The following is a 15,613-nucleotide window of genomic DNA, read 5'->3' on the forward strand; positions in this document are numbered from 1 at the left end:
AAAACAAAAAATCCCGAATAATCGGGATTTTTTTATACATACTATTTCAGTTTTTTCTTAACTTCTACTTGGCTGAACGATTCGATTAAATCGCCTATCTCAATGTCGTTGTAGCCTTTAATTTGCATACCACAATCATATCCTTTGGAAACCTCTTTCACATCATCTTTAAAACGTTTAAGAGCAACAAGTTCACCGGTGTAAATTACCACACCTTCTCTTATTAATCTAATTTTAGAACTTCGGATTATTTTTCCATCAATAACCATACAACCGGCAATGGTTCCTACTTTAGATATTTTGAATGTTTCACGGATTTCGGCTGTACCTGAAATTTCTTCTTTCAATTCAGGGGACAACATTCCTTCCATCGCATCTTTCAAATCATCAATTGCATCATAGATAATTGAGTAGGTTTTGATATCAATTTCTTCTTTATCAGCTAATTGTTTAGCATTTCCGGCAGGACGAACATTAAATCCAATAATGATGGCATCGGAAGCGGAAGCTAACAATACATCGGATTCGGTGATGGCACCTACTCCTTTATGAATAATTTTGATTTGAATTTCTTCTGTTGATAATTTTGAGAAGGAATCTGAAAGAGCTTCTACAGAACCATCCACGTCACCTTTCAAAATAATATTCAACTCTTTAAACTGGCCTAAAGCAATACGTCTTCCAATTTCTGCCAAGGTAATGTGTTTTTGCGTTCGAACCGATTGCTCACGCATCAATTGTGAACGTTTTGCCGCAATTTGTTTTGCCTCACGTTCGTCTTCAAACACATTGAATTTATCACCCGCAGTTGGAGCACCATCTAATCCTAAAATAGAAATTGGAGTTGATGGACCTGCTTCTTTAATGCTGTTACCACGTTCATCATGCATTGCTTTCACTTTACCATGATTTTTTCCTGCCAACACATAATCGCCAATTTTAACTGTTCCGGCTTGCACCAAAACCGTTGAAATATATCCTTTTCCTTTATCCAAATAAGCTTCCACTACTGTTCCTACAGCTGGTTTATTTGGATTTGCTTTTAGATCTAATAATTCGGCTTCCAATAAAACTTTTTCAAGTAATTCTTTTACTCCAATTCCCATTTTAGCAGAAATATCATGCGATTGAATTTTTCCACCCCAATCTTCCACCAATAAATTCATTCCGGCTAATTTTTCTTTAATTTTTTCCGGATTAGCATTTGGTTTGTCTACCTTATTAATGGCAAAAATCATAGGAACGCCTGCTGCTTGAGCATGACTGATAGCTTCTTTGGTTTGAGGCATGATATCATCGTCAGCGGCAATTACAATAATTGCAATATCCGTTAACTGAGCACCACGAGCACGCATGGCGGTAAACGCTTCGTGACCCGGTGTATCTAAGAAGGCTATTTTTTGACCGTTTTCTAACGTTACACCATATGCTCCGATATGCTGTGTAATACCTCCAGATTCACCGGCGATTACATTTGCTTTACGAATATAATCCAGCAAAGAAGTTTTACCATGGTCAACGTGACCCATTACAGTAACGATTGGAGCTCTGTGCACCAAATCTTCTTCTTTATCTTCCACTACCTCAATAGCATCTTCTATATCAGTGGTAATGAATTCTACTTCATAGCCAAATTCATCAGCTACAATAGATAAGGTTTCTGCATCCAAACGTTGATTCATGGTTACCATGATTCCCAAAGACATACAAGTTCCGATAACTTTAGTAATTGGAACATCCATCATTGTAGCAATTTCACCAACGGTAACAAATTCTGTTACTTTGATGGTTTTGCTTCCTTCCTCGATTGCTTTTAATTCTTCATCCGAACGTTGACGGTGCGAATCTCTTTTATCTCTTCGGTATTTTGCCGCTTTACTTTTATTTCCTTTTCCTTGAAGTTTTTCTAAGGTTTCGCGGATTTGCTTTTGAACTTCTTCTTCTGTTGGCTCCACTTTGGCTACTATTGCCGGGCGAGCACCTTTATTGAATCCAGGTCGAATTGCTTGACCGGGACGAGGTGGACCACCTTGAATATTGCCGGAATTTTGTCCTCCCGGTGCTCCGGGTTTAGTTTGAATTCTTTTTCTTTTATTTTTATTTGTATCATTAGAACCCGCAGCTTGTGTAGCCGATCGAGGTTGAATTTTTGGTTCTTCCTTTTTCTTTTTTGGCTTTTCAAACTGAGACAAATCGATTTTTTGTCCCGTGATAGTCGCTCCTGATAACTTTTGATATTGCGTTTCAAATTTTTCATCCCCCGGAGCGGCAGGATTTGGAGTAATAGCCGGTTTCTTGGTTTCATCCTCTTTTTGGACAACCGGTTTTGGTTCATTTTTTTCAGAAGCAACTTTTGGTTTATCTTCCTCAAATGGTTTTTCCTGAACAGTTTCGTCTGATTTTACAAGTCCTTCTGTCGGTACAGACTTAACTTCTGCTCCTTTTTCAGTTTCCTGAACAGGTTGCTTTTTGGGCTCTAAATTAATTTTACCTACTTGTTTTGGTCCGGAAACATTTGCTTTCGCCTTAATCACTTCCTGTTGTTGTTTCAAAAGCTCTTCTTCTTGCTTTTTCTGCAACTCCAATTCTTTTTCTCTTTCTATACGAAGAGCTTCTTTTTCTTTTCTTTTTTCTTCACTCACTTCTTTAGAAGCTTCTTTATTCCCTTTATCGCCGGCAAATTCATTACAAAGAATTGAATATTCACTTTCGGAGATTTTTGTGTTTGGACTGGCTTCAATAGAAACTCCTTTGTCTTTTAAATAATCGACAGCTCTCTCCAAAGAAATATTTAATTCCCTTAAAACTTTATTAATTCTTATGTTCTTTTCTTCAGACATATATTTTTTTTAGTGTGTGTTCGTTTTTGTGAAGTTTAACCTTCAAATTCAGATTTTAAAATTCGCATCACATCCTGAACTGTTTCTTCTTCTAAATCTGTTCTTCTAACTAAATCTTCTATTGAGTGTTTCAATACGCTTCTCGCCGTATCTAAACCAATTTTTGCAAATTCGTCGATTACCCATCCGTCGATTTCGTCTGAGAATTCTGTTAATTCAACATCATCTTCTTCTTCAGCTACGTTTCCTTCACGGATAACATCTAATTCATAACCGGTTAATAAACCTGCTAATTTGATATTGTGACCGCCACGTCCAATTGCTTTTGAAACTTCTTCTAATTTCAAAAACACTTCAGCTCTTTTTTTATCTTCATCGATTTTTATTGATGAAACTTTAGCCGGACTTAATGCTCTTGTAATAAACAATTGATTATTGTTTGTATAATTGATAACATCAATATTTTCATTACCTAATTCACGAACGATTCCGTGAATTCTGGAACCTTTCATCCCGACACAAGCTCCAACCGGATCAATTCTGTCATCATAAGAATCAACCGCTACTTTTGCTTTTTCCCCCGGAATTCGCACCACTTTTTTAATCATGATTAATCCGTCAAATATTTCAGGGATTTCTTGTTCAAATAATTTCTCCAAAAACTTTTCTGAAGTTCTTGACATAATAATTTGAGGTTTATTCCCTTTCAATTCGACATTTTCAATGATTCCACGAACATTATCGCCTTTACGGAAAAAGTCAGATGGAATTTGCTTTTCTTTTGGCAAAACGATTTCGTTTCCGTCATCATCCACCAAAATTACAACTCTTGGACGAACGTGGTGTACTTCAGCTGTATAAATTTCACCTATTAAATCTTTAAATTGTTTGTAAAGATTTGTACTGTCATGTTCGTGTATTTTAGAAATCAAGTTTTGACGAAGGGCTAATATAGCTCTTCTTCCTAAATCGATTAATTTCACTTCTTCGGATACATCTTCACCTACTTCAAAATCAGGTTCAATTTTTCTGGCTTCGGATAATGAAATTTCAGAATTTTCGTCTTCCACTTCTCCATCAGCCACTACCACACGATTTCGCCAAATTTCCATATCTCCTTTATCAGGGTTGATAATGATATCGAAATTGTCATCTGAACCATATTTCTTCTTCAAGGCATTTCTAAAAACATCTTCTAAAATGGCCATGAGGGTCACACGATCGATTAATTTATCGTCTTTAAACTCTGAAAATGATTCAATTAACGCTATATTTTCCATGCTAAATCTACTTAATATTTTTTAAAATGTTATGGTCACAATTGCTTCTTTTATTTCTGAATAAGGAAGAGTTAATTTTTTTTCTACCGTTTCCTTTCCTTTACCTATTTTTTTTGGTTCTCTTGCTGTCCAAGTCAAAGTTACAAATTCTTCGTTTGCCTCGGATAAAACGGCTTCAATAGTTTCTGTTATTGTTTTAACCTTTAGTACTCTTCCAATGTTTTTTTTGTATTGTCTTACTAATTTGAGAGGAGTTGAAACTCCTGCAGATGCCACTTCAAGTGAAAAATCTTGCTCTTCGCGATCCAAATTATTTTCAATAGCTCTACTTATATCAATACAATCTTGAAGCGTAACACCTTGATCACCATCCAAAGTTACAATAATTTTCATACTTTCGGTAATGGTTAAATCTATCAAAAAAACCGATGGCTTTTCAGACAAACCTTGATTTAATAAGGCAATAACTTTATCTTTAAATGTCATATTTTTATAAAAAGAGGCACGCAATGCGTGCCTCATTATTTACTTTTTAATCAAATAACGGTGCAAATATAGTGATTTTTTTTATAATTGAAAATTCATTGTAAAATCATAAAAATATTTGTACCTTTATCTTTTCAAACAACCTAAAAAACCAATCTATTTTACACGACTTTTTTATGAAAAAAATTTTAATTCCAACCGATTTTTCTCAACACGCAGAATATGCCCTTAAAGTAGCGGCTCAAATTGCAAAAAAACATGATGGTGAAATTATTTTACTTCACATGTTAGAATTGCCACATCAATCGGGTGATGCCGTTAGTAGCGGACACGCCATTCCTGAACTAATGTTTTTTAAAAATGCTGCCATAAACAAACTGGAAAGTTTAATGGACGCACCATATTTAGATGGTTTAAAAGTTTCTGAAATCATTCAGTTTGAATTGGCTTTTGATGGAATCATGAGTTTAAGCAAAAAAAATGAAGTGGATTTAATTGTAATGGGATCTCATGGTGCCAGCGGATTTAAGGATATGTTCATTGGTTCTAATGCAGAAAAAGTAGTTCGTCATTCCGAAGTTCCGGTGTTGATCATCAAGAAAGAAATACCCGATTTCAATATCAATAAATTTGTTTTTGCTTCTGACTTTGCTGACGAAGTAAAAAAACCTTTTGCAAAAGTAGTTGAAGTCGCAAATAAATTTAATGCAGAATTAAATTTAGTTATGATTAATACACCTAATAGCTTCAAATCAACATTAGTGGCACAAGAAATTATGGATAAGTTTGTTGCACAATTTCAAGTTAATAAGTATTCAACACACATCTTTAATGATGCCAATGTTGAAAAAGGAATCTTGAATTTTGCTAATAGTATTGATGCCGATTTAATCGGAATGTGTACACACGGACGTAAAGGCCTTTCGCACTTTTTCAACGGCAGCATCAGCGAAGACTTAGTAAATCATGCCGTAAAACCGGTTTTAACATTTAAGATTTAATCAATAATTATTTTTAGTTAAAAATCCCGTTTGTAAAAAATTCAAACGGGATTTTTTTATACAAAAAACAAAAAACCCACTCGTAAAAGTGGGTTTATCTGTTGGTCCACTAGGACTCGAACCTAGAAAGACGGCACCAAAAACCGTAGTGTTACCATTACACCATGGACCAAAATCGCTTGATTGCGGTGCAAATTTATAACATTTTTTATTTAAAGCAAATAATTAAAAGATTTTTATCTGAAATATTTTTCTGAAAATACTAACAAGTTTAAAAACAGTGATTTTAATTTACTAATTAAACAGTTAATAGTGAGAAAATTTTGTTAACCTATACCCTTTTACACAAAAAAATAGTTTCTTTGTAGCTAGATTCTAGCATAAACAATAAATAGCACTAATGACTACACTCAACTTTAATAAGTGGAATACCATTTTAGGCTGGTTCGCTTTTGCCATTGCCCTACTTACATTTTCATTAACCGTAGAACCCACCTTAAGTTTTTGGGATTGTGGCGAATATATCTCCACCTCAGCCAAATTACAAGTTGGTCACCCACCCGGAGCACCGCTATTTCAAATGATGGGAGCGTTTTTTGCTATGTTTGCCCCGGATGATACAAAAGTGGCGTTGATGGTGAATATGATGTCGGTATTCTCCAGTGCTTTTACAATCTTATTTATGTTTTGGTCATCCACTCTTTTATTGAGAAAGATTGTTGCTGGATTCAAAGAAATAACAAAAATGGATGAAGTAGCTATTTTAGGGGCTTCATTGATAGGTGCATTAGCCTTTACTTTTACAGATAGTTTTTGGTATAATGCGGTGGAAGCTGAAGTGTATGCTATGGCAACGTTGTTAATTGCTTTATTATTTTGGCTTGGTTTGCGATGGGAAACTGACATGCACACTCCACGCGGAAACAAATGGCTACTTTTAATTTGTTTGGTTGTTGGACTCTCTTTTGGTGTTCACTTTATGGCCTTATTAACAATTCCTTCGATAGGATTGTTGTACTTTTTTAAAAATTATAAAACCATCACTGTAAAAAACTTCATCATAGCCAACATAGTTGTAGTTGCCATTTTATTATTTATTTTCAAAATGCTATTACCATTAACCATGTCGCTTTTTGGGAAAACAGAAGTTTTTATGGTCAACACATTTGGGTTACCATTTAACTCAGGCACCATTTTCATGACGTTGTTTTTAATCGCTTTTTTCTATTTTGGATTGAAATTTACACGAACAAAGAACCTTCCGCAATATAACACCATTTTATTGTGTATTCTTTTTGTTCTTATTGGGTTTTCAACTTGGATGATGTTGCCAATACGTGCTAATGCCAATGTAGTTATTAATGAAAATCGTCCTTCTGATGCCCGTGAGGTATTGGCTTATTACAATCGTGAGCAATACCCTCAAAATCCTTTATTTTACGGGCCTCAATTTACCGATATGTTTGCCGGATTGGACCCGGACGAACCTTATCTAGACAAAGCTCCCAACTATGAGCGTGATTATAAAACAGGGAAATATATAATTACCAATAATTATATTAATGCGACTCAAAATAGCCATAATGCACACAAAACTTTTTTACCACGAATGTGGAATGGTGAAAGTGCTCAAAACTATATGGAATTTACCAACATTGTGGATTTTAAAATTGATCCGGAATATGCTCATGAAGAAGAATTAGTCAATATTGTATCGCAATTCAGGCAAGCCTTCAATTCAGGCAGATTAGACACTGAGGACTATATTTCTTTCTTAAAAGGATATGGAAATTATCTTATAGTAGAAAAACCAAAAACTTCAGACAATTTTAAATTTATGTTTGAATACCAATTTGGGTATATGTATGTTCGCTATTTGCTGTGGAATTTTGTAGGAAGGCAAAGCGACGTTCAGGGAAAATATGACAACGAAGGAAATTGGCTCAGTGGGATTGATTTTATTGACGAAATCTTTTTAGGCTCACAAGAAAACCTTCCACAAGATGTACTTACGAATAAAGGAAGAAATGTCTATTACTTTTTACCTTTTATTTTAGGAATTATTGGTTTACTTTATCATTCTAAAAAAGATTTAAAGAGTTTTTATGTGCTGCTTGCCTTATTCTTGTTTACAGGAATCGCTTTAAAAATCTACCTCAACGAAAGACCATTTGAACCTCGAGAAAGAGATTATGCTTTAGTAGGCTCCTTTTATGTTTTTGCCATTTGGATAGGGATTGGTGTGTATGCAATTTTTGACACGCTTCGAAAATGGGCACAACCCAAAATCGTATTACCTGTTGTTTTTATTGCTTCGCTTTTAGCTGCTCCTGTGTTATTAGCCTCTGAAAACTGGGATGACCACGATCGATCAGGAAAATATACGGCATTAGCTAATGCAAAAGGCTACTTAGAGTCTTGCGAACCCAATGCAATCTTGTTCACAATTGGTGATAATGATACTTTCCCTTTATGGTATGCTCAAGAAATCGAAGGAATTCGTAGAGATGTAAGGGTGGTTAATACCCAATTGTTTATGACGGATTGGCATATTGATCAGATGAAAGCAAAAGCTTATACTTCTGAACCATTGCCGATTTCTTTTGATAGAAATTTATATGTTGGAGATAAATTAGATTATTGTCTCTATAACGAAATTACGCAGAACCGTTGGGAGTTGAAGGATTTTATTAACTTCATAAAAAGTGATGACCCTAACACTAAACTTGAAATGCAAAGCGGTCAAAGTGTACATTTTTTCCCTACCAACAAAATTAGATATACGGTAGACAAAAATGCTGTCATTAAAAACAAAGTGGTTTCAGAAAAATTCTATGATTCTATTGTCCCTTATATGGATATTGATATAAAGGATAAAGCGATTTACAAAGCTCGAATTATGATGTTTGACATCATTCAAAACAACAATTGGAAGAGACCAATCTATTTTACCGGCGGTAGTGATTCAGATGAAGATTTCTTATGGATGAAACAATACCTTCAATTGGATGGCTTGGTATATAAATTGGTCCCAATTAAAACGCCTTATAATCCTGAAAACGGTCAAATGGAAATGGGTATGATAGATAGTGATAAAATGTATGATATTGTAATGAAATGGGATTGGGGCAACAGTGATGGTGCTATTTATCATGACATAGAAACCCGAAGAAACAGCATTACTTATCGCTTAAATTTATCTCGTTTGATGCAACAACTAATTTCCGAAGGAAAAACTGAAAAAGCCAAAAAAGTTATCGATTTAGCAATGACCAAATTACCATTAGAAAAATACGGTTTTTATACTTTGTTAGAACCTTTTATTGAAGGTTATTATGATGTGGGTGAAACTAAAAAAGCTCAAGAATTAACTGCAAAGTTAGCTGAGAAATATAATGATAATCTAAATTATTTTGTAAGTCTTAAGGCTTCTGAACAAAATGATAATATGTTTGAAATTGTTAAAAACATAGAACGTTATCGCTCATTAATTCAGGTAATAAAAAGAAAAGGAGACAGTGCCTTTTTTGAAAAAAACAGAAAAATATTCAACGGTTACAACAAGCGATTTGAACGATACAGACGCGAGAATGAATAAATAACAGAGCCATTAATTTGGCTCTTTTTGTTTCACATATGGATCTACTTTGGATAAAAACAAACTCAATCATCAAAAGCATTTTTTCAAATTATGTATGGAGTATTCCCAACCATGAGAAAAAAGTGTTTCTAACTTTCGATGACGGTCCGATTCCTGAAATAACAGATTGGGTTTTAGTTCAACTGAAAAAATATAATTGTAAGGCAACCTTTTTTTGTATTGGTAACAATATTGAAAAACATCCCGAAGTATTCAACAAACTAATAGAAGAAGGTCACGCCATTGGAAACCATACATTCAACCATGTGAAAGGCTGGAATACTACAAACAAAACATATTTCAAGGAAATGGAATTGTGTGAAGCAGCAATTCAAAAATCGTCAAACGTCAATCTTTCATCAAAATTATTTCGTCCCCCTTATGGAAAAATAAAACCCTCACAATCCAGAAGATTACGAAAACTAGGGTATAAAATAATTATGTGGGATGTTTTGAGTGCCGATTACAAAAAAGAAATTTCGAGAGAAAAATGTTTACAAAATGTATTGAAAAATGTTGAATCAGGCAGTATTATCGTTTTTCACGATAGTATAAAAGCGTTTCCGAATTTGGAGTATGTACTTCCAAAAACGCTTCAATTTTTATCCGAAAACGGATTTCAATGTGAAATAATTCGTTAGACTTGTTCTTTAACCAATCCAATAATAGTATTGGCATCTAACTCGCCGGACTGTCTCCAAACCATCTGACCTTCCTTGTAAATCATTAAGGTAGGAAGACCTTTAATACGAAGAGCATCGGCCAATTCCTGATTTTTATCTACGTCTATCTTAATTACTTTCGCTTTATCACCCAAAGCGGCTGCTACATCTCGAATTACGGGATGCATCGCAACGGATGACTCGTTCCACTCCGTGTAAAAATCAATTAGCACCGGAACTTGAGCATTAATAAGTTCACCAAACTTTGACATAAGGACAAATTTTATTTAAATTTAAACCTATTTTTTAACATATTCAATACAAATGTAGCATATTTTACGAATTACGCTACTTTTTCGCCTTTTTTTAATTCGATTACGGTAATTTCAGGCCAAATTCCTACTCTTCCGGGGTAAGCGTGAAAGCCAAAACCTCTGTTTACATAGATGTAACGTCCCACATTTTCATATAATCCTGCCCATTGTTTATAAACATATTGCACCGGACTCCATTTGATAAAACCGGGAATTTCTATTCCAAACTGCAAACCGTGCGTGTGACCTGATAATGTCAAATGGAAATTTTGCTCGTGATTTTTTACTTCATATTCCCAATGGCTTGGATCGTGACTCATTAAAATCTTGAAATCATTTTGATTTAAACCAGTTGAAGCTTTTGACAAATCACCCGCTTTTTTGAAACTTTTTCCCCAATTTTCAACTCCAACTACTGCAATTTCATCGGTTCCGTTTTTCAATTTTACATTTTCATTCATTAATAATTTAAACTCAATTTGACGATGTAAGTCCTTAATAGCTTCAAAATTATCTGCTTTTTCTTTTTGTGTTGGCCAATTGATATATTCGCCATAATCGTGATTTCCTAAAACAGAATATTTTCCAAACTTTGGATTATGAATTTTCTTGAATGTATCAACCCAAGGATGCATTTCGGTGGCGTGTGTGTTCACGATATCGCCGGTAAACAAAACCATATCGGAATTTTGCTCATTGATTAAATCAACCGCATATTGAATTTTTTCAGGATCATCAAAACTGCCTGAATGAATGTCTGAAATGTGTGTAATTGTTGTCCCGTCAAAACCATCCGGTAAATCAGGAAAAAACAAAGTTTGTTTGATGACCTTGAAGTTATATTTCCCTTTAGTCATTCCATACAAAAGCGATAAAAAAGGTACAGCTGCCACACCAAGAGCAATTTGACTCACAAATTTTCTTCGTTCAGGAAGAAAAGAACTTTGGTTAGTATTACCTAAAAAATAGGAAATTGTGCCGGAAATTATTCTGTAAAAATCCTCGCCAAACATAATTAATGTTAAGATTATTTTAGGAATATAAACAATCAGAACCAATCCGAGAGTGAAAAGTGTTTTAGGAGTTTGCCCAACGCTACGATCAAATTGAGTGAAAGAATAGATGATATACGCTAAAATAAGTACGCTCAAAAGCACATACGAATATTGAACCCATTTAATTTTAGACAAGGTTCTAAAAGCTTGAAAAGCATATACTTCTATGAGTAAAACAAAAAGGATGAAGAACAATAATCGATACATTATTATATTTTTTCATATTTTTATCAAAAGTAATGGCTAATTTTAATATTTGACTTTACTTAAGGTAATATTTAACATTTTTAAATTGAATAAAAACAATCGCTTTTGAAAAAAACACTTCTATTATTGCTTTTGATGGTGATATCAAATTTGTTTTCGCAAGAAAATGAATTCTATCATTATGGCTTGGAAGAAGGTCTTTCTCAAGAAACTGTGCTTTCCTTATTAAAAGATTCAGATGGCTTTATATGGATTGGCACACAAGACGGTTTGAATCGATTTGATGGAAATTCTTTCACAATTTATACCAACAATCCAAATGATTCCAAGAGTATTATCGACAATTACATCAATAAATTAATTGAACATCAAAACAAATCGATTTGGATTGGAACGGCTACCAAAGGTGTTTGTTATTACAATCCTGAATTAAACAATTTTACTAGTGTTGGTAACAAAAAAGCAAACTGTAATGATTTGGTTTTGGATAAAAATGGTACTGTATATGCTTCCTATCTAGACTTTGGCGTATCGGTTTTTGATGTAAAAGGAAAAGAAGTAAAAGAAATTGATATTACTTTTTTTAAATCTAAAAACATCAAAGCTACCTCGTTAGGAATATCTAAAAGCCAAATGCTTTATGTTGGCACAAAACAAGGAAGGTTGTTTGTAGCAAATACATCATCAAAACCTCTACATTTTAATGAAATTATTCTCAACAAAAAACTCAATGCTATAAATGATATTTTTATTGATGATTCAAAAATATGGTTAAGTACTTCTGAAGGTGTCTATTTTTATAATATTCAAAACAAAACACTACATCATTGCGCTATTGAACAATTTGACATCAACAAAAATGAAAAATTTGCTGTAAATCAGATTTCAAAAATAAACCAAACCTATTATATCTCAACAGATAATGGCCTATTTAAATTAAATAATTTTGATGAAAGCAAAGCAAATTTTACCTCTTGCACAATTTATAAAGGCGACAGAAACAAACCAAACACTATTACTTCTACTCGAGTATATACTACCTTAATTGATTCGGACAAACTTTTTATAGGAACAAATAAATTGGATGTGAAATCGCTTCAGAAAAAAGTTTTTAAAACGATAAACACATTGAGTGAAAAACCGTTGAACAACGACCATGTTTATTCAATTTTTAAAGATGAAAACTACACTTTTGTGGGAACGCGAGCCGGCTTAAACTGCATTGATAAAAATGGAAACATCTTCTTAATTTCAAAAGAAAATACCAATCAAAAATTGGCTAATAATGTAATTAGAGGAATTAATAAAGACAAAAAAAACAACCTTTGGTTAACCACCACCAAAGGAGTTTCTGTTCTTAATTTGACAAATTTTAATCCGAAACAACCCATTATTAAGTCGATTTTTCATGATGATAAAAACCCTAAATCATTGAGTTTTAACAATACTAGAAGTACATTTATAGACCATAATAATGTTGTATGGGTTTGCACTTACGGCGGTGGTTTAAATAGATTCACTGGAAATTTAGAAAAAAATGAAATCACTTTTCAACACTACATGCATCAAGATAATGCCAATTCATTGAGTTCAGATTTTGTTTTTAACATTACGCAAGACAACAACAACACCTACTGGGTTGCCACAGAAAATGGTTTGAACAAACTCGAATTTACAAATAACGATTACAATCAGCCTGTATTTACTAACTTTTTTAGAGATGAATCAAACAAAAACAGTCTCAACAGCAATGCTATTTTATCAACTTTTATAGATAAAAACCAAACACTTTGGGTGGCTACACAAGACGGACTTCATCAATATATTCACAAAAACAATTCATTTAAACGATTTGGCAAAAAAGAAGGCTTGACCAATACTTTCGTGTATGATATTTTGGAAGACAACGCTAATAATCTCTGGCTATCAACCAATCAAGGCTTGTTTAAATTTAATAAAAAGACAGAATTGTTTACAAATTACAACACAAAAGATGGTATTCAAAGTTCTGAGTTTAATTTAGGTCCTAAGTTTAAAGATTCTAAAACTAACACACTCTATTTTGGTGGAATAAATGGTTTCAACTTTTTTAATCCAAACGACGTAAATCAATTGGATATTGAAGGAAAATTAATCTTTACCTCTTTAAAAATAAAAGGAGAAGAAATTAGTCCTTCCGTTTTTCCCGATATAATTTCTCAAAACATTACAAAAGCATCTATTATTACGCTTAAACACAACCAATTTCCTTGCTATATTAGTTTTTCAGAATTGGATTTTAGAGAAACCAAAAACAATCAATTTGTTTATAAACTTTTACCAAAAAATGATACTTGGAACGAGTTGAACGACACCAAAGAAATTCAGTTATTAGATCTTTCAAAAGGCAATTACACGTTATTAGTTCAAGGAAAAACCAGGAATAAACTTTGGGAAAAATCTCCTTTAGAAATTCAGTTACGCATTTTACCACCTTGGTATAAAAGTAATTTGGCTTATATTATTTATGGCTTAATTGCTATGGGATTATTGTTTTTGTTTTATAAAATCCAAATTCAACGAAAATTACAATTCCAAGAAGCCAATCGATTAAGAGAACTTAATGCGGTTAGAAATAAATTATACACCAACATTACGCACGAATTTAGAACTCCAATTACGGTGATTTTAGGAATGGCTCAGGTAGTAAAAGAGAAACTCAAAAAAAACGACTTGGAAACCACTCAATCACTTGAAATGATTGAAAGAAATGGCAATAATTTACTCAATCTTGTAAACCAAATGTTGGATTTAGCAAAGTTGGAAAAAGGCAAATTAGAACTCAATTTAATTCAAGATGACATTGTTTGGAATTTGCGTTATTTAACGGAAAGCTTTATTTCTTTTGGGCAAGAAAAGGACGTTTCTATAGTTTTCTATAATGAAGAAGAAGAAATTATGATGGATTATGATGTGAATAAAATAGGTCAAATTCTAACAAATCTGATTTCTAATGCGATAAAATTTTGCGAAAGCAAAGATAAAATCGTGGTTCATGTGAGTAGAGATGTTCAAAAAAATCTGCTGGTTTTAAAAGTAAAAGATTCCGGAAAAGGAATTTCTGAAGAAAATTTACCTTTTATTTTTGATCGTTTTTTTCAAGTAGAACATTCACAAAATGAAGGAACGGGAATTGGTTTGGCATTAACCAAAGAATTAGTAGAATTAATGAAGGGAACTATTTTGGTTGAAAGCAATCTCCATAAAGGGACCGTTTTTACAATAAAATTACCTATCACAAATGAAGCAAAAATTGTTAAAACTAATTTTGACGTAGCTTCTCAAAAAAAGAATCAAAAAATTGTTTTACCAAAAACAAACCTCAACCCAGAAGCATCAATTGCACTAATTGTGGAAGATAATCCGGATGTAAAAGCATACATTAATTTATGCCTAGAAAATGAATACCAATTATTGAATGCAGAAAATGGTCAAGAGGGAATTGATATGGCAATGGAGCACACACCGGATATCATCATTAGCGATATTATGATGCCAATCAAAAACGGATTTGAGCTTTGCGAAACTTTAAAACAAGATATTAAAACCAATCATATTCCAATCATTTTGTTAACTGCAAAAGCATCTCAAGAAGATAAAATTTCAGGATTATCGATTGGTGCAGATGCTTATTTAACTAAACCATTCAATAAAAAAGAATTATTGATTCGGGTTGCTCAATTGATTGAATTGCGAAAAACGCTTCAAAAGAAATATAATTTAGATACAAATTTATCCTTCACCATTCACAATTCAGCAGACAACAAAAATGATGAATTTATCAATAATGTCATTGAAACAATTCAAAATAACATGGAAGATCCAAATTTCAATGCATTTTATTTGGCTCGTACTTTAAATTTAAGTGAATCGCAACTTTATAGAAAACTTAAGGCTCTCACAAATACTTCTACAGCTATTTTTATTCGAAAAATTCGATTATTAAAAGCAAAACAATTACTTAAAACTACTACTTTAAGCATTTCTGAAATTGCGTATGCAACCGGTTTTAACGATCCGAGTTGGTTTAGCAAAGCCTTTAAAGAAGAATTTGATATTTCTCCCAGCGACATTCGTAATTAACTGAAA

At 33.1% G+C, this 15,613-nt stretch carries 9 protein-coding genes and 1 tRNA gene; 4 read left to right on the top strand and 6 right to left on the bottom strand.

Going from position 1 to position 15,613, the window contains the following annotated elements:
• Window positions 1-41: 41 nt before the first annotated feature.
• The 3 genes from infB to rimP are packed head-to-tail and all read right to left on the bottom strand — an operon-like array spanning window position 42 to window position 4,606.
• Window positions 42-2,840, bottom strand: coding sequence for a translation initiation factor IF-2 (gene infB / locus EQG68_RS03210; protein ID WP_129463346.1), 2,799 nt, complete (start codon window positions 2,838-2,840; stop codon window positions 42-44).
• Window positions 2,841-2,875: 35 nt separating this feature from the next.
• Window positions 2,876-4,120: a transcription termination factor NusA gene (gene nusA, locus EQG68_RS03215; RefSeq protein ID WP_129463347.1), complete on the bottom strand. Its 1,245-nt coding sequence runs from the start codon at window positions 4,118-4,120 to the stop codon at window positions 2,876-2,878.
• Window positions 4,121-4,141: 21 nt separating this feature from the next.
• On the bottom strand, window positions 4,142-4,606 hold the full coding sequence (rimP, locus tag EQG68_RS03220) for a ribosome assembly cofactor RimP (RefSeq protein ID WP_129463559.1): 465 nt from the start codon (window positions 4,604-4,606) through the stop codon (window positions 4,142-4,144).
• Window positions 4,607-4,782: 176 nt separating this feature from the next.
• Here rimP and EQG68_RS03225 point away from each other — a divergent pair, with 176 nt between their 5' ends.
• The gene (locus tag EQG68_RS03225; RefSeq protein ID WP_129463348.1) at window positions 4,783-5,607 is read left to right on the top strand and encodes a universal stress protein; all 825 of its coding nucleotides are present in this window, start codon (window positions 4,783-4,785) and stop codon (window positions 5,605-5,607) included.
• A gap of 101 nt (window positions 5,608-5,708) precedes the next feature.
• Here the strand turns inward: EQG68_RS03225 and EQG68_RS03230 are convergent.
• Window positions 5,709-5,779 (bottom strand) — tRNA-Gln (locus EQG68_RS03230).
• Window positions 5,780-6,007: 228 nt separating this feature from the next.
• Between EQG68_RS03230 and EQG68_RS03235 the strand changes: the two genes are divergently transcribed.
• Window positions 6,008-9,205 carry a DUF2723 domain-containing protein gene (locus EQG68_RS03235; RefSeq protein WP_129463349.1) on the top strand — a complete coding sequence of 1,066 codons (3,198 nt, stop codon included), beginning with the start codon at window positions 6,008-6,010 and terminating at the stop codon, window positions 9,203-9,205.
• 38 nt (window positions 9,206-9,243) lie between these two features.
• On the top strand, window positions 9,244-9,888 hold the full coding sequence (locus tag EQG68_RS03240; protein ID WP_129463350.1) for a polysaccharide deacetylase family protein: 645 nt from the start codon (window positions 9,244-9,246) through the stop codon (window positions 9,886-9,888).
• On the opposite strand, the gene EQG68_RS03245 is transcribed toward EQG68_RS03240, so the two are convergent.
• Complete coding sequence (locus tag EQG68_RS03245; protein ID WP_129463351.1) at window positions 9,885-10,181, bottom strand: thioredoxin family protein; 297 nt, start codon at window positions 10,179-10,181, stop codon at window positions 9,885-9,887. The two genes, EQG68_RS03240 and EQG68_RS03245, sit on opposite strands and share 4 nt — an antisense overlap.
• A 71-nt stretch (window positions 10,182-10,252) precedes the next feature.
• Window positions 10,253-11,485 (bottom strand): metallophosphoesterase, encoded by a 1,233-nt coding sequence (locus EQG68_RS03250; RefSeq protein ID WP_129463352.1) that lies wholly within the window; start codon window positions 11,483-11,485, stop codon window positions 10,253-10,255.
• Between the two features lie 105 nt (window positions 11,486-11,590).
• On the opposite strand from EQG68_RS03250, the gene EQG68_RS03255 reads away from it, so the two are divergent.
• Complete coding sequence (locus EQG68_RS03255; RefSeq protein WP_129463353.1) at window positions 11,591-15,607, top strand: hybrid sensor histidine kinase/response regulator transcription factor; 4,017 nt, start codon at window positions 11,591-11,593, stop codon at window positions 15,605-15,607.
• Window positions 15,608-15,613: the final 6 nt, after the last annotated feature.

Source organism: Flavobacterium piscinae (genome assembly GCF_004122145.1).
Classification (GTDB): domain Bacteria; phylum Bacteroidota; class Bacteroidia; order Flavobacteriales; family Flavobacteriaceae; genus Flavobacterium; species Flavobacterium piscinae.